We start from the raw sequence: 22215 nt of genomic DNA, 5'->3' as shown, positions 1-22215 counted from the left end.
AAAGGACCAGCATGACCGGTTCTGCATCATCCATCAGCGCACGAGTGGTCGCTGCCTATCGCTCCAGCCGCGAGGCCGGTGCGGACGAGTGGACCGCGTGCGAGAAGGCGCTCGAGGTGTTCCGTCGGGCTCATCCGGACGCCTCTGCGGATTTCGCCAACACCTTCGTCTCCGACGTGCTGCGGGAGGCCTATCCGCCCGACCGCGTCGCCCGCCCGACGGCCGCTGTGCGCGAGCCGGTGGCCGCCTCCGCGGCACTCCGGCGCGCCAGGCACCCGGCTGGGATGGGCGCCGGCCCGCATTCATAGCCGGATCCCCATCCGCTGCATCCCCCGCGGTAAGACCTCAAGCGGGCTCCTGCCGACCCGGGCTGCGAGCCCGCTGATCTGATAGCCAGGTTCGACGATGAAGATTGCCCAGATCGCCCCTCTCTACGAAGCGGTGCCGCCCAAGCTCTACGGCGGCACGGAACGGATCGTCGCCCATCTGTCGGACGCGCTGGTCGCCCTCGGCCACGACGTCACCCTGTTCTCCAGCGCCGATGCCCACACCCGGGCCGGGCTGGTGCCGGTGCGCGACCAGGCGATCCGCCTCGACCCGAGCCCGCTGAAATCCGACTACGCCGCGCATCTGTCGATGCTGCACGAGCTGCGGCGGCGGGCGAGCGAGTTCGACATCATCCATTTCCATGTCGACCTGATCCATTTCCCGCTGTTCGAGAAGATCGCTCCCCGCACCGTGACCACCCTGCACGGCCGGCTGGACCTGAAGGACCTGCCGGAGGTCTACCGCCGATGGCCGGACTACCCGCTGGTCTCGATCTCGAACTCCCAGCGCCTGCCGCTGGCCGACGCCAACTGGGTGGCGACGGTGCATCACGGGCTGGCGGAGGATCTCTTCCATCCCACGGTCGCTCCGAGAGACGGGTATCTCGCCTTCCTTGGCCGGATCTCGCCCGAGAAGCGGCCGGACCGGGCGATCGAGATCGCTCGCCTGTCCGGCCGGCGCCTGCGCATCGCGGCCAAGGTCGACGACGCCGACCGGATCTATTTCAAGGAGGCAATCGAGCCGCTGCTGTCCGACCCGCTGATCGAGTTCATCGGCGAGATCGGCGACGACGCCAAGGCGGATTTCCTCGGCAACGCCGCAGGCTTGCTGTTCCCGATCGACTGGCCCGAACCCTTCGGCCTGGTCATGATCGAGGCCATGGCCTGCGGCACGCCGGTGATCGCCTGGAACTGCGGCGCGGTGCCGGAGGTGATCGATACCGGCACCACCGGCTTCATCGTCCGGTCGACGGAGGAAGCCGTAGAGGCGGTCGGGCGCCTGCCGGAGTTGGATCGCGGCGAGATCCGCCGGACCTTCGAGCGGCGCTTCTCCAGCCGGGTGATGGCGGAGCGCTACCTCGAGCTGTACGGCCGCCTGGCCGGCGAGGGCTCCCCCTCAGCCCTGCTGGCGGCCGAATGAGCCGGCCCGAGCTGATTCCGGAGGAGCCCGTTCCGGACCAGGCACCCCCGCCCGACCTCTCGGCCCGGCGCGTGCCGCTGCGGATGTATTCGCTGAAGCACGGCGACACCTTCCTGGTCGCCGACGCGCTCGGCAACATCGCCGGCGACGATGACGGGCTGTTCCACAACGACACCCGCATCCTGTCCCGCTTCGTCGTCCTGCTCGGTGGCAAGCTGCCGTCGTTGCTGGGCGCCGGGCTGAGCCAGGACAACGCCGTCTTCACCAGCCATGCCACCAATCGGACCCCGTCGCCGCTGGGCGACGAGGGGCTGCCGGACGGGGCGATCCATCTGCAACGGTCGATGCTGCTGTGGGGCGACCGGCTGTACGAGCAGATCCGGGTCGAGAATTTCGGCCAGGCCGAGGTCCGGGTGCCGCTAGCCCTCCGCTTCGGGGCGGATTTCCACGACATGTTCGAGGTGCGCGGCGCCACCCGGCTGCGGCGCGGCCGGCTGGCCGGGCCGGAGGTGCGCGGCGACGCGGTGGTGCTGCGCTACACCGGGCTCGACAAGGTCGGGCGCCAGGCGGTGATCCGGTTCTCGGAGGCGCCGCAGCGCCTCGACGGCGACGTGGCGGAGTTCGTGTTCCGGCTGCCGGGCCACGGCGCCTTCGACCTGTATGTCGAGGTCGGGGCGGAGGCGACGGCGGAGGCGCCCGGCCGGGCCGGGTTCCGCCATGCCAGCGCCCAGGCCAGGCGGCGGATGCGGACCCTGTCGCGGCACGGCACGGTGCTGCGCAGCTCCGGCCGGCTGTTCAACGACTGGATCGACAAGTCGCGCGCCGACCTGTCGCTGCTGGTGACCGAGCTGCCGACCGGGCCTTACCCCTATGCCGGCATCCCCTGGTTCTCGACCACCTTCGGCCGCGACGCGATCATCACCGCGCTGCAGACGCTGTGGCTGAGCCCGGCGCTGGCGCGGGGCGTGCTGCACTTCCTGGCGTCGCGCCAGGCGCTGGAGGCCTCGGCCTTCAAGGACGCCCAGCCCGGCAAGATCATGCATGAGGCGCGCCGGGGCGAGATGGTCGCGCTCGGCGAACTGCCCTTCGCCGAATATTACGGCGGGGTCGACACCACGCCGCTGTTTGTCATGCTGGCCGGCGCCTATGCCGGCCGCACCGGCGACATGGCGCTGATCGACGAGCTGTGGCCGGCGCTGCTGCGCGCCATCGGCTGGGTCGAGCGGGTGGCCGACGGCAACAGCGGCGGTTTCCTCGATTACGCCCGCAGCTCGGAGAAGGGGCTGTCGAACCAGGGCTGGAAGGACAGCCACGATTCCGTCTTCCATGCCGATGGCCGGTTCCCGGACGGGCCGATCGCGCTGGTCGAGGTGCAGGGCTACGCCTTCGCCGCCCTCCGCACCATGGGCGATCTGGCGGCCCAGCGCGGGCTGGACGACGAGGCGACGCGGTGGCGGGTGCGGGCCGAGGCGCTGCGCGTCGCGGTCGAAAGCCGGTTCTGGATGGAGGACAAGGGCTTCTACGCCCTGGCGCTGGACGGTCACGGCCAGCCCTGCCGGATCCGTGCCTCCAATGCCGGCCACCTGCTGTATTGCGGCCTGCCGTCGCCGGACCGGGCGGCGAGCGTCGCGCGCCAGCTGCTCGACACGCCGTTCAACTCGGGCTGGGGCATCCGCACCCTGGCCCGGGGCGAGGCCAATTTCAACCCGATGTCCTACCACAACGGCTCGGTCTGGCCGCATGACGGGGCGCTGAGCGCCGCCGGCCTGGCCCGCTACGGCGAGCGCGCCGGCGTCGTCCGGCTGCTGAGCGAGCTGTTCGAGACGGCGGTGCATTTCGACATGCGGCTGCCGGAGCTGTTCTGCGGCTTCCCGCGGGTGCGGGGCGAGGGGCCGATCGCCTATCCGGTCGCCTGCCTGCCGCAGGCCTGGGCCTCCGGCTCGGTGTTCATGATGCTGCAGGCCTGCCTCGGCCTGCGCGTCGACGGTGCCCGCAACCGCATCCGCATCGACCGCCCGCATCTGCCGATCGGGATCGAGACCCTGACGGTCGAGGCGCTGCCGGTCGGCGACCGGCACGTCACCTTGACCTTCCAGCGCATCGGCGATCGGGTCGTGGTGTCGCCGCAGGGCGCCCGGCCGGCGGAGGTCGACATCATCGTGCGGATGTGAGGCTGTGCTCAGCGTCGTCGCCGGCCGGCGTTAGCATGGTCGGTGGGGCAGGGGCGGAGACGGATCGCATGGACAATGGCTGGACCGAATCGGCGGACGCCTGGATCGCTGATATGGGCGAGCATGGCGACTTCACGCGGCTGGGTTGTTTTCAGTTATGTCTGCGATGCAGGCTGCTGATTCTTCAATATTCCGTTCAATGCTCTCGATTAGAACGGTAGATGAAGCGTCTTCGTCGACGCGATAGGGGTGAAGTCCTGATTTCTGTACCGCAGGTACAATTATTTCTTGATATTGCCGATCATATTTCCCATTGTCAAACGGCTGAATAATGAAGCATTTACGCATGACGAACTCCAGATAGACTCTAAATAATTTGTTTAATCTTGGTGTAGATTGAGTCTAAGCTGCACGTGATGGCTTTGGCACAGGTCGGCCTTGCTCCTCAGCCGCTTCGATCCAACTGGCGATTGCATCAAGAACGTTGGTCACAGCCTCTTGCGGTGTTTCGCCATCAGACATGCAGCCTGGCAGATCCGGCGCCTCAGCAAGGAAGCCGCCGCCATCTTCCTCATCCAGCGGGCGTACCGTGAGCAGGTAGTCGGTCGGCTTCACACCGAATCCCTCAAAGCCTCAGGCTGTCGATAAGCTCGATCAGTTTCTTAATATAGATCGGCTTGATCGGTCTGCGAACCGGGATTGTCAGGATCTCCGGTCGATTGCGGACCGAAACCTTGGCATGGCTGCCGCGCATGGGCATGGAAAAATCGAGGCCGTGCTGTCGACACACGGCCTCGACCTCTGCAATTCGCCGGTCACGCGGATTGGCACGCATGGATTCGAGAAGCTTATCCGTACGCGCCATCCGTTCTTAGAACTCCTGCACTTTCTTCCGCTTTCTTAACTGCACCCCGTCGTTCCGCCGCAGGTGTCGCATTTCAGGCAGGTGCCGTTCCGCACCAGGGTCATGTTCTGGCATTCGGGGCAGGGGTCGCCCTCATAGCCCTTGGCCCGCGCCTCGCGGATCTTGGCCAGGCGGACATCCGCCGTGCCGTTCAAGGCCGCGCTGCGCAGCTGCACCGGTTCGGGCGCCAGGGCCGTCGCGCCCTCGGTGTGCATCGCGGTCGCCACGCCGCTCACCAGCTCCTGCATCTCGGCCACCCGGGCGACCGCGACGTCGCGGACGTTGCCGCCCTCGAACACCCGGAAGTTGCCGCGGACGAAGCCGGTCGACGCCACCTTGCGGATCGGCGCCGAGGCCACGGCCGGGGTCTTGCCGTCATCCGAGGTCACGCCCTTGCCGACCGTGTCCGGCGTCAGGTCGTCCGGCGTGGCATGGGCCAGGTCGCTGCGGTCGAGATAGGACACCGCCAGCTCGCGGAAGATGTAGTCGATGATCGAGGTCGCCATCTTGATGGCGTCGTTGCCCTGCACCGGGCCCGAGGGCTCGAACCGGGTGAAGGTGAAGGCCTCGACGAACTCCTCCAGCGGCACGCCGTATTGCAGCCCGATCGAGACGGCGATGGCGAAGTTGTTCATCAGGCTGCGGAAGGCGGCGCCTTCCTTGTGCATGTCGATGAAGATCTCGCCCAGCCGCCCGTCGTCATATTCGCCGGTGCGGAGATAGACCTTGTGGCCGCCGACGATCGCCTTCTGGGTGTAGCCCTTGCGGCGGTGCGGCAGCTTCCCGCGGATGCCGGTCTTGTCGACGATCCGCTCGATCACCCGCTCGACGATCCGCTCCGCCACCATCGGCGCGCGGGCCCCAGCCGGCGCCTCGATGATGCGCTCGACCAGGCTCTCCTCCTCGTCCTCGGCGTCGTCGTCGAGCAGCGAGGCGTTGAGCGGCTGGCTCAGCTTCGAGCCGTCGCGGTAGAGCGCGTTGGCCTTGAGGCAGAGCTGCCAGGACAGGAGGTAGGCGTCCTTGCAGTCCTCGACCGTCGCCGCATTCGGCATGTTGATGGTCTTGGAGATCGCGCCCGAGATGAAGGGCTGCGCCGCCGCCATCATCCGGATGTGGCTCTCGACCGACAGGAAGCGCTTGCCGATGCGGCCGCAGGGGTTGGCGCAGTCGAACACCGGCAGGTGCTCGTCCTTCAGCTCCGGCGCGCCTTCGAGGGTCATGGCGCCGCAGCAGAAGGTGTTCGCGGCCTCGATCTCGGCCCTGGAGAAGCCGAGGAAGGCGAGCAGGTCGAAGGTGACGTCGTCCAGCGCCGCCGCCGGCACTTTCAGCGTCCCGGTCAGGAAATCGTCGCCGAGGCTGTAGCGGTTGAACACGAACTTGATGTCGAAGGCCGATTTCAGCCCGAGCTCGACCGCGTCGATCGCGGCCTGGGTGAAGCCCTTGGCCTTCAGCGCCGCCCAGCCGATCGACGGCGAATTCTCCAGCGTGCCGTGGCCGACGGCGTAGCGGATGATCGCCTCGATCTGGGCATCGTCATAGCCGAGGACGCGCAGCGCCTCCGGCACCACCCGGTTGATGATCTTGAAGTAGCCGCCGCCGGCCAGCTTCTTGAACTTCACCAGGGCGAAGTCGGGCTCGATGCCGGTGGTGTCGCAATCCATCACCAGGCCAATCGTGCCGGTCGGCGCGATCACCGTCGCCTGGGCGTTGCGGTAGCCATGAGCCTCGCCGAGGCCGAGCGCGCGGTCCCAGGCGCGGCGGGCGGCGGCGACCAGCTCCTGGTCCGGGCAGGCATCGGCCTCCAGCGGCACCGGGGCGATCGACAGGCCCTCATAGCCGTCGGCCTCGCCATAGGCGGCGCGGCGATGGTTGCGGATCACCCGCAGCATGGCGGCCGCGTTCTTCTGATAGCCGGGGAAGGGGCCTACGGCCTTTGCCATCTCGGCCGAGGTGGCGTAGGCGACGCCGGTCATCAGCGCGGTGATGGCGCCGCAGAGCTCGCGGCCCTCGACGCTGTCATAGGGGATGCCGGACGCCATCAGCAGGCCGCCGATATTGGCGTAGCCCAGGCCGAGGGTGCGGAACTCATAGGACAGGCGCGCGATCTCGCGGCTCGGGAACTGCGCCATCATCACCGCGATCTCGAGGGTGATGGTCCACAGCCGGCAGCCATGCTCGAAGGCCGGCACGTCGAAGGAGCCGTCGGCCCGGCGGAAGGTCATCAGGTTCAGGGACGCCAGGTTGCAGGCCGTGTCGTCCAGGAACATGTATTCCGAGCACGGGTTCGAGGCGTTGATCCGCCCCGATTCCGGGCAGGTGTGCCACTCGTTGATGGTGGTGTCGAACTGCAGCCCCGGATCGGCCGAGGCCCAGGCGGCATGGCCGATCTTCTCCCACAGGTCGCGGGCCTTCAGCGTCTTCGACACCTTGCCGTCGATGCGGCGGATCAGCTGCCACTCGCCGTCCTGCTGCACCGCCTCGAGGAAGGTGTTGGTCAGGCGGACAGAGTTGTTCGAGTTCTGGCCGGAGACGGTGAGGTAGGCGTCCGAATCCCAGTCGGTGTCGTAGACCCGGAACTCGATGCCGGTATAGCCCTGGCGCGCGAAATGGATGACGCGCTGGACGTAGTTCTCCGGCAGCATCGCCTTGCGGGCGCCGATGATGGCGCGCTTCAGCGCCTTGTTTTGCTTCGGGTCGAAGCGGTCGCCCGTCTCGGCGTCGGAGGTGCCGTGGCACGCCTCCATCACCTCGTTCAGGTGCTTGCGGGCCAGCTTCGAGCCGGCGACCAGGGCGGCGACCTTCTGCTCCTCGACCACCTTCCAGTCGATATAGGTCTCGATGTCCGGGTGGTCGATGTCGACCGTGACCATCTTGGCGGCGCGGCGGGTGGTGCCGCCCGACTTGATGGCGCCGGCGGCGCGGTCGCCGATCTTGAGGAAGCTCATCAGGCCGGAGGAGCGGCCGCCGCCGGACAGGCGCTCGCCCTCGCCGCGCAGCTTGGAGAAGTTCGAGCCGGTGCCGGAGCCGTATTTGAACAGGCGGGCTTCGCGGACCCACAGGTCCATGATGCCGCCCTCGTTCACCAGGTCGTCGGCGACCGACTGGATGAAGCAGGCATGCGGCTGCGGCCGCTCATAGGCGCTGTCGGACAGGCGCGGCTCGCCGGTCGCCTCGTCGACATACCAGTGGCCCTGGGCCGGTCCGTCGATGCCATAGGCCCAGTGCAGGCCGGTGTTGAACCATTGCGGGCTGTTCGGCGCGGCCATCTGCTGCGCCAGCATGTAGCGCATCTCGTCGAAATAGGCGCGGGCGTCGGCGGCCGAATCGAACAGCCCGCCCTTCCAGCCCCAATAGGCCCAGGTGCCGGCCAGGCGGTCGAACACCTGGGTCGCGGTGCGCTCGGCGCCGACGCGCTCGGCTTCGGGCAGCTCGGCCAGGGCCTTGTCATCGGGGACGCTGCGCCACAGGAAGTCTGGCACGCCCTTCTCGCGGACGCGCTTCAGCCGGGCCGGGATGCCGGCCTTGCGGAAGTACTTCTGCGCCAGGATATCGGATGCGACCTGGCTCCACTCCGCCGGCACCTCGATGTCGGTCTGGCGGAACACCACCGAGCCGTCCGGATTGCGGATCTCGCTGGTCGCCGACCGGAACTCGATCCCCTCATAGGCGTCGTGCCCTTCGGCCGTGAAGCGCCGTTCGATCCGCATGGTCCCCGATCCTCCTTCATCCGTCGCGTGCCCGCGACCCCCGCCTGATACCCATTGGGGACCGCGATCCCCGCCCGAACTCGTTCAGCGACTCGCGTCGCCAAGCCGCCACAGACCAGTCAAAGAACCTTCATCATAAGTCAAAAACAAGTATTGAAATTAGAAAATTTGCTCTCTCTGTGGATAACCCGGTGGATATACCAGTGAATACCCAGTGAAGAAGCGGTGGTTATTTTCCGTGAGCCGCAGCAGCCAGCGGCTTTCCGGACCCCGATCCGGTCCCGCCCGCGAGAGAATCACCACAGATCCGATTCTTGTGGCTGGCCCTACCCGTGGGTGGTTTCCCGTATCAGGGCCCCAGATATTGTGTCAGTTTGGTGGCGTGCGCAAGCGCTGAATTGCGCAACCTGGGGTCGTTCCGCATGCGGATTCAGCATGGGAATCACGGGGTTGCCGGAGAATCCTTAGGTTTCAGGGAAACCAAGGAGCAGGTCGGGCAGGCCTTCCTCGTTGTCGGAGCCGTCGCCCTCGCTGAGAATCACGCCGCCATGCGACCTGTAGAAGGCGAGGGCGCGGGCGTTGTGGGCGAAGCAGTAGAGGCGCAGTCCGGGGGTGTCGCGCCGCGCCCAGGCCAGCAGCGCCGTGCCGATGCCGCGGCGGTGGTGCTCGGGGTGGATGTAGAGCTGGTCGAGCCAGCCATTGTGGAGCGCGGCATAGCCCACCGGCGCACCGTCGCGGCAGGCGATCATCACCTGGGAATTCTGGACGGTGCGCAGCAGGAAGCGGCGGATCGAGGTGCGGCTGTGCAGGTTCGGGATCGCCGCCGACTCGCGGGCCCGGCGGTGGATCGCCGCCAGCGTGCCGGCATCGGCGGCCGTGGCCGGCCGCAGCGTCAGCCCGGCCGGTTGATGCTTGTCTGGGCTGGCGTCGTCCAAGGTGGCCCCGCCGAGTCTGACCGAAGCTGGCGCGACCATGCGGGCGAGGCCCCAGGGCGTCAAGGCCCCGGGCGTCGAGGCCGCGGCCTGACGTCGATGGCGACTCAGCCCGCCATCAGCTCGGACGGATGGCGCCAGCCGGGGAGGGCGGCGAGGCGGCCGAGCCAGGCCTGCACCGCGGGCCAGCGCAAGGGGGTGAGGCCGGCTTCGTCGAGCCACCAGAGATAGGCGGCGCAGGCGATGTCGGCGATGCTGGGTGACTCGCCGGCGAGGAAATCCCGCCGGGCCAACTCCTCCTCGAGCCGGTCGAGATCGGCCCGGGCCCGCGCCTCCAGCCAGCGCAGCACCTCGGCCGGCGTATCCGTGGCGACGCGCCGCGCGAAGCGCAGATTGGGCACCGAGAAGCCGATGCGGTTCGCCTCCCAGAACAGCCATTGCCGGATCTCGTCCCAGCCGGCCGGGCTGTCGGCGCCGAAGCGGCCGGTGCGTTCGGCCAGATAGGTCAGGATGGCGTCGGACTGGCACAGTGTGGCGTCGCCGGTCACCAGCACCGGCACCTCGCCGAAGCGGCTGGCCCGGCGGAACGGCTCCGGCCGCTCGGCCCTCGGCACGGCGAGGTCGAGCGCGACATAGTCATGGGCGATGCCGGCGAGGGCAAGGAACAGCCGCACCTTGTAGCTGTGGCCGGAGTCGCGATTGCCGTAGAGCAGGGGCAGGGTCATCCGTCGTCTCCGATTTGGCCCAGGACCGGGCGCTTCAACAGCGTCAGCGGCCGTCCGGCGGCGCCGGCCGTGACCCGAGAGGCTGGCAGAACCGCAACAGATAGCCGTCGGGGTCCTGGACCACGAATTGGCGCTGGCCGACCTGCGTGTTGCCGCGGCGGTACCAGCGCTCCTCCAGCGGCCGCTCGATCAGGGTCCCGACACCCAGCACGGCGGCGTTCAGGGTGTCGACGTCCGCAACCTCGATCTGGAGATTGACGCCGCGGCCATAGGGTGGTTCCAGCGGTCCGGCCAGCCAGAGACGGCCGGGATCGGCGGGCTGGTCCAGCATCAGCGCGGCGCCATCCCTGTCGAGGTAAGCGAAGCGCTCCTCCGGCCGGTCGTACAGCACGGCAAAGCCAAGCAGCTCCGTGTAGAAGCGCAGGCTGCGGTCGATGTCCGAGACGTAGAGTTCGGGCACGGAGCTTGGGCATTGGCATGGTGATTCCCCCTCACGGCACACCGTAAGTGATGCCCGCAGTCCTCACAGCTCCAGCTTCATGCCTTCGTGGCTGGCGACGAAGCCGAGCCGGGCGTAGAAGCGGTGGGCGTCGGGCCGGCGCTTGTCGGTGGTCAGCTGGACCAGGGCGCAGCCGCGGGCCCGGGCCTTGGCGATCGCCCATTCCATCATCGCCTGGCCGGCGCCGCGGCCGCGCAGCGCCGAATCGATGCGCACGGATTCGATCTGCGCCCGCCAGGCGCCGCGGCGCGACAGGCCGGGGATGAAGCTGAGCTGGAAGCAGCCGACCACCCGGCCGTCCAGCTCCGCCACCACCATCTCCTGGTTCGGGTCGGCGGCGATCGCGGCGAAGGCGGCCTGGCAGGGCGCCTCGACCGCGGTCTCGCGGGTCTTGCCCAGCGGGTCGTCCGCCAGCAGCCGCAGGATCGCGGGCAGGTCGGCCGCTTCGGCCGTGCGCATCGTCACATCCATCATCCGCTCCGCATTTCCGACTCTCGCCGTCCCGGCTTATCGTGAGAGTCGTGCGAGCGCCACTGCGGCCATCGAGCCTTGATGTGATGAATGATACCCCTGGACGGGGGCGCGAGAGCCCGCCCGTCCTTATCGGCAGCGCCGATCTGCTGCGTCGGATCATCGATCAGGCGGCGATCGGGATGGTGCTGCTGGGCCAGGATGGGCGCTGGCTCTATGCCAACCCGGCCTTCTGCTCGCTGATCGGCTATAGCGGCGAGGAATGCGTCGGCCGGGCCATCGACGACGTCATCCATCCGGAGGAACGGGACGAGGCCCGCCTTCGCCTGGACGCGCTGCAGCGCGGCGAGATCGAGACCTATCGGGTGGAGCGTCGCTACCTGCGCAAGGACGGCAGCACGCTGCACGGGCTGGTCAGCCTCTCGGCCCTGGAGGCAGACTCGCCGTTCCGCTTCATCCTTCAGATCATCGACATCGGCCCGCAGAAGCAGGCCGAGGCACAGCTCGGCGAGGTGACCGAGCGGCTGCAGGTCGCGATCGAGGCCGGAGGGATCGGCATCTACGAGCTCGACTTCGCCACCGGCCGATACCGCTGGGACGAGCGGATGCATGCGCTGTATGGGCTGACGCCGGGCGGCTTCGACGGCACGCTGGAGGGCTGGCTGCGGCTGATCCATCCCGACGACATCCCGCATGTGATGCGGCAATACGACGTCGCGCTGCGGCAGACCTCGCTGTATCAGGCCGACTATCGGATCCTGGCGTCGGGCGGGGTTCGGCATGTCCGGTCCCTGGCCCGGGTGATCCGGGCGGCCGATGGCACACCCTTGCGCGCGATCGGCACCAACTGGGACATCACCGACCACAAACAGGCGGAGGCGCGGCTGTCCGCCCTGAACGAGCGGCTGGAGGTCGCGCTCGACGCCGGCGGCGTCGGCATCTTCGAGGTGGATTTCACGACCGGCGAGCGGCACTGGGATGCTCGGACGCACGAGTTGCACGGCGTGACCCCGGACGGCTTCGACCACACGACCGACGGTTTCCGCCGGCTGCTTCCCCCGGAGGACGTGGTGAGGGTCACCCGGATCCACGAAGCCGCCGAGCGCGATCGTGCCGCCCAGTACCGGGTCGACTATCGGGTCCTGCATCAGGCATCGGGCACGACCCGTCACATCCGCGCCTCCATGCGCCTGGCCTATGCCCCGGACGGGTCCCTGCTGCGCGGTCTCGGCGCCTGCTGGGACATCACCGACGACGTCGAGCGCAACCGGCGGCTGCACGACACCCTGGCCCTGCTGCAGGCGGTGATGAGGGGGACGCCCGACCTGATCTATGTGAAGGACCGCGACGGCCGTTACCTCCTGGTCAACCCGGCCGTCGAGAAGGTGATGGGGCGGGCGGGGATCGATGTCATCGGCCGGCATGACACCGAGATCTTTCCGCCCGAGACGGCGCAGGCGCTGATCGACAACGATCGCCGCGTCCTGGAGAAGGGCGAAACCCATACGACCGAGGAATCTGCCGTGGTCGGCGGCGTGCCGCGCACCTATTCGTCGGCCAAGGTGCCGCTGCGCGACGAGTATGGCGCCGTCGTCGGCCTGATCGGCACGTCGCGCGACCTGACCGAGATGAAGACGGCCGAGGCGGCGCTGCGCCGCAGCGAGGCGCGCTGGCAGTTCGCCCTCGACGGTGCGGGCGACGGCATCTGGGACTGGGACATCGACACCGGGCATGTCTTCTACTCGCGCCAATGGAAGGCGATGCTGGGCTATGCGGAGGACGAGATCGGCGCCACCGTCGGCGAATGGTCCGACCGCGTGCACCCCGAAGACCTGCCGCGCTGCTGGGAGATCATCGAAGACCACCTTGCCGGCCGGTCTCCCGACTTCATGCTCGAGCACCGCATGCGGGCCAAGGACGGGTCGTGGCGCTGGATCCTCGACCGCGGCAAGGTGGTCGAGCGCGCCGAGGATGGCCGGGCGCGGCGGATCATCGGCACCCACACCGACATCACCGAGCGGAAGCAGGGCGAGAACGCGATCCGCGCCCTGAATCAGCGCCTGCAACTGGCGATCGAGGGGGCGGGCGCCGGCATCTTCGAGCTCGATTTCGCGACCGATCGTTACACCTGGGACGATCAGATGCATGTGCTCTACGAGCTGTCGCCGGGAGCGTATGACGGGACGCTGCAGGCTTGGCTCGGCTTCCTGCATCGACATGACGTGCCGAGGGTGATGCGTGGCTACACGGAGGCGGTCGAAAGAACCTCGCTGTTCAGCATGGATTTCCGGATCCGGCGGCAGCGATCGGGCACCATCCGCCACATCCGGTCCCTGGCCCGGGTGATCCGGCATCCGGATGGCCGGCCGCATTATGCGGTCGGGATGAACTGGGACATCACCGACCATGTCGACCTGGCCGAGGCGTTGTTCGAGGAGAAGGAACGGCTGCGGGTCACGCTGCATTCGATCGGCGATGCGGTGATCTCGACCGATGCGCAGGCACGGGTCGACTTCATGAATCCGGCCGCCGAGCAGATGACCGGATGGCCGGCCGAGGAGGCGATGGGCCAGCCCCTGCGCCAAGTCTTCCGCCTGATCGACGAGGCCGGCGGCGCCGTTCCCGATCCGGTCGAATCCTGCCTCGAACGGATGCAACCCTACCATCTCGACGACGATGTCGTCCTGCTGGCGCGGGACGGAGAGCGGCGGCACATCCGGGATTCGGCGGCGCCGCTGCGCACCCCTTCAGGCGAGATCATCGGCGCGGTGCTGGTGTTCCAGGACGTCACCCGCGATCGCACGCTGCAGCAGGCGCTGGCGCATTCCGCCAGCCATGACAGCCTGACCGGGCTGCCGAACCGCCTGGCCTTCGAGCGGGCGCTGCGCGAGGCCTGCGAGCAGGCGCAGCGCGACGGGCGCGAGCACGTGCTGTGCTTCATGGATCTCGACCGCTTCAAGATCGTCAATGACGGTGCCGGCCACGCCGCCGGCGACGCGCTGCTGCGCGAGGTCGCCAACCTGCTGCGCCGGCGCGGCCGCGACGGCGACCTGGTCGCCCGGCTCGGCGGCGACGAGTTCGCCATGCTGCTGCGCGACTGCACGGTCGGCGACGCCGTCACCATCGCCCGGCAGATCATCCGCGCCGTGGCCGACCTGCGCTTCACCTGGGACGACAAGGCCTATCACATCGGTGCCAGCATCGGGCTGACAGTGGTCGCCGCGGACGGGACCCGGGCGGACGAGCTGCTGAGCCAGGCGGATGTCGCCTGCTACACCGCCAAGACGGCCGGGCGCAGCCGGGTGTCGGTCTATGGCGGCGACGGCAGCGCGGCGCAGCGCCATCGCCGCGAGATCCAGGTCGCGGCCGGCATCCGCGATGCGATCGAGGCCAACCGGTTCTGCCTGTTCGCGCAGGAGATCCGCGATCTGCGGCCCGGGGCGCCGCGGGCGCGCCATTTCGAGATCCTGCTGCGGATGCAGGACGAGAATGGCGATCTGGTCGAGCCGGCCGGGTTCATCCCGGCCTCGGAACGATACGATCTGATGGGCAACATCGACCGCTGGGTCATCCGCACCGCGCTGCACGGCTACGGCCCGCAGCTGCGCGCCGCGCCCGATCTTTCGATCGGCATCAATCTTTCGGCCAACACGCTGGACGACCCGTTCCTCTGGCCCTACCTGAACGAGGAGCTGGCCGCCTCCGGCCTTGAGCCCGGGCGCCTGCATATCGAGATCACCGAAACCGCGGTGATCAACAACCTGGCGGCGGCGAGCCGGTTCGTCGCCAAGGCGCGGGCCGCCGGCTGCGCCGTGGTGCTCGACGATTTCGGCAGCGGCCTCAGCTCCTTCGCCTATCTCCGGCAGTTCGCGGTCGACGGGCTGAAGATCGACGGCGGCTTCATCCGCCGGATCACGACCAGCGCGGTCGATCGCGCCATCGTCGAATCGATCAATGCGATCGGCCATCGCCTCGGCGCCGTGACGGTCGCCGAGCAGGTCGAGGATGACGAGACGCTCGCCCTGGTGTGCGCCATGGGGATCGACCAGGCCCAAGGTTTCGCCGTCGAGCGGCCGAGACCGCTGGAGAGCCTGTTCTGAGGGTGTGCGCTGCATCACCGCGACAGCACCCGGCCAAATCTACTATTCTCTTATGCACGGCATGTGCAGCGCCAGGTTTGGCGTGCGAGAGAGAGGGGATACCATGCAAGGCCGTTCCATCGGCAGGTCGGCGGCTCGGCCGGCGGTCGATGTTTCGCCGTCCTTCGCCCGGGCGGACGACCACTCGGTCCTCGGGCTGATCGACCAGATCTATGACGCCGGCATCGGCAACGAGGACTGGCTCGCGGTGCTGCGTGTGCTCGGCGCCGCGCTGGGCGGGGAGGCGGTGGTGCTGCGCCGGATCAGCCCGGCCGCATCGTGCCCCGCGACCATGGCGTCCGAGACCGATCCCGACTATGTCGAGCGCTACCACGCGCATTTCCACAAGCTGCTGCCGCTGCTGCCGATGCTGCCGCGGCTGGAACCCGGCTCGACCTTCGCCCATTCGGCGCTGATCCCGAACGAGGATTATCACCGCACCGAGTTCTACAACGACTTCATGCGGCCGCAGGGCAAGGACCACGGCCTGTACTGGGTGGATTTCGACCGGCGCAACCTCTCGGCGATGCTGTCGGTCTGGCGGCCCCGGCGGCGGCCGGACTGGGAGGACGAGCAGGTCCGGGTGCTGCGCGCGATCGGGCCGCATCTCAGCCGGGCGCTGCGGATCGAGCGGGGGCTCGCCGCGGTGGGGACATCCGCGCCCGCCGTGGCGCTGCCCACGGCCCCGGCGTCCCGGTCGCCGCTGACCCCGCGCGAATGCGACTGCCTGACCTGGATCGCCCGCGGCGCGTCGAGCAAGGAGGCCGCGCGCCGGCTGTCGCTGTCGGTCTACACCGTCAATGAGTATGTCGCCTCGGCCATGCGCAAGCTGGGGGCGGGCAGCCGTGCGGAGGCGGTCGCCATGGCGCTCCTCCGCGGCGCGATCAGCGGCTGATCGGACGAAAATCGCGCAACAAAATAACTGCAAAACGAACCGTCATTAGCATCCTTTTCCGGCAGGATCGGACGAGAAAATTCTCGTTTTCCGATCAGGATTCATCATGGCGGTCATCAGCGGCACCGAGTTCATCGATTTCCTCGACGGCACGGCCAACAACGACACCATCAACGGCCTCGGCGGGAACGACACGCTCACCGGTCTCGGGGGCCGGGACACCCTGAACGGCGGCGACGGGAACGACCGGCTCGTCGGCGGAGTCGGGGCGGATTTCCTGAACGGCGGGGCCGGGATCGACACCGCCGACTACCGCGACAGCGCCGCCGGGGTGGCCGTCACGATCGGCGGCACCGGCAGCGGCGGCGACGCCCAGGGTGACGCGGTCGGCGCCGATGTGGAGAACATCGATGGATCGGATTTCGACGACACGCTGACCGGCTCGGCCGCCGACAACCGGCTGGTCGGCGGGGCCGGCAACAACACCCTCTTCGGCCTCGACGGCAACGACACGCTGACCGCCGGCAATGTCGCGGGGCAGGGCAACGACTCGCTTGATGGCGGCGCCGGCGACGACACCCTGACGGCCGGCGACGGCACGGATAGCCTGATCGGCGGTGACGGCAACGATATCCTCCAGGGCGGCGCCGGCGCGGACACGCTGAACGGCGGCGCCGGCATAGACCTGATCACCTATCTCGCCAGCACCGCCGGGGTGACGATCAACCTCTCGACGCTGACGGCGTCCGGCGGCGACGCGCAGGGCGATGTGATCGGTCCGGGCATCGAGGATGTCGAAGGCTCGAACCTCGCCGACACCCTGACCGGGTCGGCCGGGGCCAACACCATGCGTGGCCAGGGCGGTGGCGACACGATCGACGGCCTGGACGGCGACGACAACATCAACGGCGGGGCCGGCAACGACTTCCTCTTCGGCGGCGCCGGGAACGATGTGCTCCATGGCGGAATCAGCAACCTGAACGGCGCCAGTGGCAACGATGTCCTCGAAGGCGGGGCCGGCGCCGACACGCTGAATGGGGGCGCGGGCGTCGACACCATCGTCTACAACGGCCCGGCCGGGGTGACGGTGACGATCGGTGGTGCCGGCATCGGCGGTGACGCCCAGGGCGACATCATCGGCAGCGACATCGAGAATATCCAGGGCACGAACGGGTTCAACGACGTCCTGACCGGGTCGGTCCAGGGCAACCTCCTGTTCGGGCTCGGCGGCAACGACACGCTCAACGGCCTGGACGGCGACGACCAGCTCGACGGCGGCGCCGGCAACGATATGCTCCAGGGCGGCGCCGGGGCGGACCAGCTGCTCGGCGGGGCCGGCAGCGACACCATCGCCTATGACGGCTCGACCGCGGTGACCATCGATCTGACCGGCTTCACCGCCCTGGGCGGGGACGCCGAGGGCGATACTTTCGGCATCGACATCGAGAACGTCCGCGGCACCGGCTTCAACGACACCCTGACCGGCTCCGCCGTCGCCAATGTGCTGACCGGCCTGGCCGGCGCCGACGAGCTGGCCGGCCTGGCCGGGAATGACGCGCTCAGCGGCGGCGACGGCAACGATCTCCTCACCGGAGGTGCCGGCGCGGACAATTTGTCCGGCGGCGCCGGCATCGACACCATCAGCTACGACGGCCCGGCCGGGGTCACGGTCAACCTGACGACCCTGACGGCCTCCGGCGGCGACGCCCAGGGCGACGTGATCGGCGCCGACATCGAGAACATCGCCGGCACCGACGCCTTCGCCGACATCCTGACCGGCTCGGCGGTGGCCAATGTGCTGTCCGGATACGGCGGCAACGACACGCTCTCCGGGATGGCCGGCAATGACCGGCTCGAAGGCCTGGCCGGCACCGACCTGCTCCGCGGCGGGGCGGGAGCCGATGTGCTGGACGGCGGCGCCGGCACCGACACCGCCAGCTACTACGACAGCGCGGTCGGGATCACGGTCAGCCTCGCCACCGGCACCGGCAGCGGCGGCGACGCCCAGGGCGATACCCTGATCGGGATCGAGAACCTCACCGGCGGCCAGGGCAGCGATACCCTGGTCGGGAACGGCGGGGCCAATGTGCTGCAAGGCTGGAACGGCACCGATGTGCTCCGCGGCGGGGCAGGGGCCGACGCGATGGACGGCGGCGCCGGCACCGACACCGCCAGCTACTATGACGGCGCGGTCGGGGTCACGGTCAGCCTCGTCACCGGCACCGGAGTCGGCGGCGACGCCCAGGGCGATACCCTGACCGGGATCGAGAACCTCTCCGGCAGCCAGGGCAACGACACGCTGGTCGGGACCGCCGGGGCCAACACGCTGCAGGGCTGGAACGGCAACGACGTACTCCGTGGCGGGGCCGGGGCCGATGTGATGGACGGCGGCGCCGGCACCGACACCGCCAGCTACTATGACAGCGCGGTCGGGGTCTCGGTCAGCCTCGCCGGCCTCGCCGGCGGCACCGGAGTCGGCGGTGACGCCCAGGGCGATACCCTGACCGGGATAGAGAACATCAACGGCAGCCAGGGCAATGACAGGCTCATGGGGGGGACCGGCGCCAACACGCTGCAGGGCTGGAACGGCAACGACGTCCTCATCGGCTGGGCGGGAGCCGATGTGCTGGACGGCGGCGCCGGCATCGATACCGCCAGCTATGCCGACGGCTTCGGCGGGGTCTCGGTCAGCCTCGCCGGCGGCACCGGCGTCGGCGGCGACGCCCAAGGCGACACCCTGACCGGGATCGAGAACCTCTCCGGAAGCCAGGGCAATGACACCCTCATCGGGAATGCCGGCGCCAATACGCTGCAGGGCTGGAGCGGCACCGATGTCCTCGTCGGCGGGGCGGGCAAGGACATGCTCACCGGCGGGGCCGGGGCCGACCAGTTCCGGTTCACCGCCCTCGGCGACAGCGTGGTCGGGGCCAATGCCGACATGATCACCGACTTCAGCCACGCCGAGGCCGATCGGATCGACCTGGCGGCGATCGATGCCAATGCCGGCGTCGCTGGCGACCAGGCATTCACCTTCATCGGCAACGCCCTCTACACCGGTGTCGCGGGTCAACTGCGCTATACCGTGGTCGATGGCGTCACCACCATTGGCGGCGACGTCAACGGCGACAATGTTACCGACTTCCACATCACCCTGACCGGCGGTGCCCTCCTGGTGACCGGCGACTTCGTGCTATAAGCGCGCCGATCTGCGGCCGCTCAGGCGGCGGGGACGGGTTTCGCCATATGCACGATGGTGTGCTCGCCCCGCTGCTCCTGATGCATCTCGCTGTAGCAGCGGGCGGTGTAGAGGGCGCGGTTCTCCGACATCCGCACATTGGTGTAGAGCCGCAGCTCGGTGATGCCGCGGCGCCGCGCCTCGCGTTCGGCGAAGTCCAGCAGCCGGCGACCAGGCCTTCAGCTCCATCGGCACGGCCGCCTTCACCGGCGTGGCGGGCCAGTTGCACTACTCCGTCGCCGGCGGCGTCACCACCATCACCGGCGATGTCAACGGCGACAAGGTCAGCGATTTCCAGATCAACCTGACCGGCGCCATCGGCCTCGTCGCCGCCGACTTCGTGCTGTAGGCCGGCGCCCCCGCCCGTGTGAGATCCAGGCGCCGGCCGCGGCCGAGCGCCGGATGTCAGCCATGAGCCCCGAAGGGACGCGACGATCCAGCGGCACCCTGGGATCGCCACGTCCCGGGGCTTAGGCCCGGAGTCCTCTCGACGAGGGGAAGGGGCTGGAGAGATCGGTTCCGGAGGCCCGGACCTCCCAAATGGGAGTGTTTCTGCCCAGCATAAATCCCTATGTAAGGAGCGGGCATGCGCGCGCGGCCGACCTGATGCAGCGGTCGGAACGACGCGCAGTGCCGCCCTCGCCGGGTCAAGGGCCGAGGGGACCGCATGTTTTCAGACAGGGGATTTCATCATGATCATCAACGGCAACGACAACGACAATATTCTCAACGGCACGCCGGACAACGACACGATCAATGGCCTGGCAGGCAATGACACCCTGTTCGGTGCCGCCGGTGACGACACGCTGAACGGCGGCACCGGGGCCGATGTGCTGAACGGCGGCGTCGGCATCGACGCAATCACCTATTTCCTCAGCTCGGCCGCTGTCTCCGTGGATCTGGCCTCGCTGGTCGCATCGGGCGGCGAGGCTGAGGGCGATGTGATCGGCGCGGATATCGAGAACGTCGAGGGATCGAACAACTTCTTCGATTCTCTGTTCGGGTCGTCCGCCAACAACACGCTGTGGGGCCGGGGCGGAAACGACGCTCTCCTCGGCCGGGCGGGAGACGACACGCTGGATGGTGGCAACGGTGACGACCTGCTCCGCGGCGGGGCCGGGGCGGACCACCTGATCGGCGGCGCCGGGGTCGACTTCATCAACTATAACGACAGCCCTGCCGGGGTGATGGTGAACCTGGCGGCGGTGACGACCTCGGGCGGCGACGCCGAGGGCGACGTGCTGAGCAACGACATCGAGAACATCTTCGGCACGGTCGCCTCCGACGATATTTTGACCGGGTCGGCAGCGGCCAACAGGCTGATCGGATCCGGCGGCAACGACGTCCTCCACGGCGTGGGCGGCAACGACACGCTCGAGGGCGGAGCCGGCGACGACTTCCTCCATGGCGGGGGCGGGTCGGACGCGATGATCGGCGGCACCGGGATCGACACCCTGATCTACGGCGGTCTCACCGGCGTGACGGTGAACCTGACCGCGCTGACCGCCTCGGGCGGCGAGGCCCAGGGCGACGTGCTGGCCGCCGGCATCGAGAACATCCGGGGCACGGGCGCCAACGACACGTTGACCGGGTCGCTGTTCGACAACGTGCTGCTGGGATTTGGCAGCGACGACACCCTCCGTGGCCTGGGCGGCAACGACACGCTCTCGGGCGCCATGGGCAATGATTTCCTTCAGGGCGGGGCCGGGGCGGATCATCTCACCGGCGGTCTCGGGATCGACACCATCGACTACAACGGCACTGTCGGGGTGATCGTGAACCTGACGACTCTGGTGGCCTCGGGTGGCGAGGCCCAGGGTGACGTGCTGAGCAACGACATCGAGAACATCCGGGGCACGGGCAGCTTCAACGACGTGCTGACCGGATCGGCGGCCAACAACGTGCTGTCCGGATTTGGCGGCGACGACATCCTCAAGGGACGCGCGGGGGCCGATGTGCTCGACGGCGGCAGCGGCATCGATCTCGTCAGCTATTTCGATGGCTTGGCCGGGGTCTCGGTGAGCCTGGCCACCGGCCTGGGCATCGGCGGCGAGGCCGCGGGCGACAGCCTGACCGGGGTCGAGAATCTCTCCGGCAGCCAAGGCCATGACAGCCTCGGCGGGAATGCCGGCGCGAATGTGCTGCAGGGCTGGAATGGCGACGACACCCTCGTCGGCGGCGGTGGCAAGGATACCCTCACCGGCAACTCCGGGGCGGACCGCTACCGATTCACCGCCGTCAGCGACAGCGCGGTCGGGGCCGATGCCGACCGGATCGCCGACTTCAGCCATGCCCAGGGCGACCGGATCGACCTGTCGGCGATCGATGCCAACAGCGGCGCCAGCGGCAACCAGGCGTTCAGCTTCATCGGCACCGGCCTCTACACCGGCGTCGCCGGCCAACTGCGCTTCGTGACGAACGGCAACGTCACCACCGTCGCCGGCGACATCAACGGCGACAAGGTCAGCGACTTCCACATCCAGCTCACCGGCGCCGTCGCCCTGGTGGGCGCGGACTTCGTCCTGTAGCCGGACAGGCGGCCGCTCAGGCGGCGGGGACGGGTTTCGCCATATGCACGATGGTGTGTTCGCCCCGCTGCTCCTGATGCGTCTCGCTGTAGCCGCGGGCGGCGTAGAGGGCGCGGTTCTCCGACATCCGCACATTGGTGTAGAGCCGCAGCTCGGTGATGCCGCGGCGCCGCGCCTCGCGCTCGGCGAAGGCCAGCAGCCGGCCGCCGAGGCCGCGGCCCTGATGGCCGGGATCGACCGCGACATTGACGATCAGCAGGTGGTCAGGCTCGGGCTTCAGCTCGATCAGGGCGATGCAGCCATGGATGCCGTCGATCGCCCAGATCTCGTGCTCGGCCAGGGCGCGGACATAGTCGGCCCGCATCGGCTTCGGCTCGACGCCGACGCTGATGATCCATTTCGCATAGGCGCGCCGGACCAGGGTCCGGATCACCTCCGCCTCGTCGGCCCGGGCCCGGCGGATCTCGCCCCATGTCGTGTGGAACATGGGTGCTCTCCCATCTTTCCATGCACTGGCCGCATGCTATCGTCGGCGGCGCCGT

The 22215-nt window shown here is 68.6% G+C and carries 17 protein-coding genes; 8 read left to right on the top strand and 9 right to left on the bottom strand.

The window, feature by feature from the left end; all coding sequences use genetic code 11:
* Positions 1–11: 11 nt before the first annotated feature.
* The 3 genes from AAHM41_RS08220 to AAHM41_RS08210 all read left to right on the top strand — a co-directional run bounded on the left by AAHM41_RS08220 (position 12) and on the right by AAHM41_RS08210 (position 3638).
* A complete protein-coding gene (locus AAHM41_RS08220) occupies positions 12–308 on the top strand; it encodes a hypothetical protein (RefSeq protein WP_342236040.1) in 297 nt (98 codons plus the stop codon).
* 97 nt (positions 309–405) lie between these two features.
* Positions 406–1467, top strand: coding sequence for a glycosyltransferase family 4 protein (locus AAHM41_RS08215; protein WP_342236039.1), 1062 nt, complete (start codon positions 406–408; stop codon positions 1465–1467).
* Positions 1464–3638 (top strand): amylo-alpha-1,6-glucosidase, encoded by a 2175-nt coding sequence (locus AAHM41_RS08210; protein WP_342236038.1) that lies wholly within the window; start codon positions 1464–1466, stop codon positions 3636–3638. The genes AAHM41_RS08215 and AAHM41_RS08210 overlap by 4 nt, the downstream gene beginning before the upstream one ends.
* A gap of 132 nt (positions 3639–3770) precedes the next feature.
* Here the strand turns inward: AAHM41_RS08210 and AAHM41_RS08205 are convergent, their stop codons facing one another.
* The 8 genes from AAHM41_RS08205 to AAHM41_RS08170 form a co-directional block, all read right to left on the bottom strand.
* Complete coding sequence (locus AAHM41_RS08205; RefSeq protein ID WP_342236037.1) at positions 3771–3986, bottom strand: hypothetical protein; 216 nt, start codon at positions 3984–3986, stop codon at positions 3771–3773.
* Positions 3987–4040: 54 nt separating this feature from the next.
* Positions 4041–4253 carry a type II toxin-antitoxin system HicB family antitoxin gene (locus tag AAHM41_RS08200; RefSeq protein ID WP_342236036.1) on the bottom strand — a complete coding sequence of 71 codons (213 nt, stop codon included), beginning with the start codon at positions 4251–4253 and terminating at the stop codon, positions 4041–4043.
* Positions 4254–4263: 10 nt separating this feature from the next.
* Entirely contained in the window at positions 4264–4503 is a 240-nt protein-coding gene (locus tag AAHM41_RS08195; protein ID WP_342236035.1) for a hypothetical protein, read from the bottom strand.
* Positions 4504–4538: 35 nt separating this feature from the next.
* Complete coding sequence (locus AAHM41_RS08190; protein WP_342236034.1) at positions 4539–8249, bottom strand: vitamin B12-dependent ribonucleotide reductase; 3711 nt, start codon at positions 8247–8249, stop codon at positions 4539–4541.
* Between the two features lie 464 nt (positions 8250–8713).
* A complete protein-coding gene (locus AAHM41_RS08185) occupies positions 8714–9184 on the bottom strand; it encodes a GNAT family N-acetyltransferase (RefSeq protein ID WP_342236033.1) in 471 nt (156 codons plus the stop codon).
* Between the two features lie 104 nt (positions 9185–9288).
* On the bottom strand, positions 9289–9906 hold the full coding sequence (locus tag AAHM41_RS08180) for a glutathione S-transferase family protein (protein WP_342236032.1): 618 nt from the start codon (positions 9904–9906) through the stop codon (positions 9289–9291).
* Positions 9907–9949: 43 nt separating this feature from the next.
* The gene (locus tag AAHM41_RS08175; RefSeq protein ID WP_342236031.1) at positions 9950–10366 is read right to left on the bottom strand and encodes a bleomycin resistance protein; all 417 of its coding nucleotides are present in this window, start codon (positions 10364–10366) and stop codon (positions 9950–9952) included.
* A gap of 63 nt (positions 10367–10429) precedes the next feature.
* Positions 10430–10864, bottom strand: coding sequence for a GNAT family N-acetyltransferase (locus AAHM41_RS08170; protein ID WP_342236030.1), 435 nt, complete (start codon positions 10862–10864; stop codon positions 10430–10432).
* A 98-nt stretch (positions 10865–10962) separates the two neighbouring features.
* Between AAHM41_RS08170 and AAHM41_RS08165 the strand changes: the two genes are divergently transcribed.
* From AAHM41_RS08165 to AAHM41_RS08140, 5 genes are all read left to right on the top strand, one after another.
* Positions 10963–14976, top strand: coding sequence for a PAS domain S-box protein (locus tag AAHM41_RS08165; RefSeq protein WP_342236029.1), 4014 nt, complete (start codon positions 10963–10965; stop codon positions 14974–14976).
* 103 nt (positions 14977–15079) lie between these two features.
* The gene (locus AAHM41_RS08160) at positions 15080–15910 is read left to right on the top strand and encodes a helix-turn-helix transcriptional regulator (protein ID WP_342236028.1); all 831 of its coding nucleotides are present in this window, start codon (positions 15080–15082) and stop codon (positions 15908–15910) included.
* Between the two features lie 106 nt (positions 15911–16016).
* Positions 16017–19106, top strand: a complete 3090-nt coding sequence (locus tag AAHM41_RS08155) for a beta strand repeat-containing protein (protein WP_446719436.1) — start codon at positions 16017–16019, stop codon at positions 19104–19106.
* 262 nt (positions 19107–19368) lie between these two features.
* A complete protein-coding gene (locus AAHM41_RS08145) occupies positions 19369–19494 on the top strand; it encodes a hypothetical protein (protein ID WP_342236027.1) in 126 nt (41 codons plus the stop codon).
* A gap of 343 nt (positions 19495–19837) precedes the next feature.
* Positions 19838–21673 (top strand): calcium-binding protein, encoded by a 1836-nt coding sequence (locus tag AAHM41_RS08140; RefSeq protein WP_342236026.1) that lies wholly within the window; start codon positions 19838–19840, stop codon positions 21671–21673.
* A gap of 16 nt (positions 21674–21689) precedes the next feature.
* Here AAHM41_RS08140 and AAHM41_RS08135 read toward each other — a convergent pair whose 3' ends face one another.
* Positions 21690–22160 carry a GNAT family N-acetyltransferase gene (locus AAHM41_RS08135; RefSeq protein ID WP_342236025.1) on the bottom strand — a complete coding sequence of 157 codons (471 nt, stop codon included), beginning with the start codon at positions 22158–22160 and terminating at the stop codon, positions 21690–21692.
* Positions 22161–22215: the final 55 nt, after the last annotated feature.

This window comes from Inquilinus sp. OTU3971 (genome assembly GCF_038440215.1).
The sequence above is the reverse complement of the archived record's forward strand: the minus strand, read 5'-3'. Positions and strand labels throughout refer to the sequence as shown.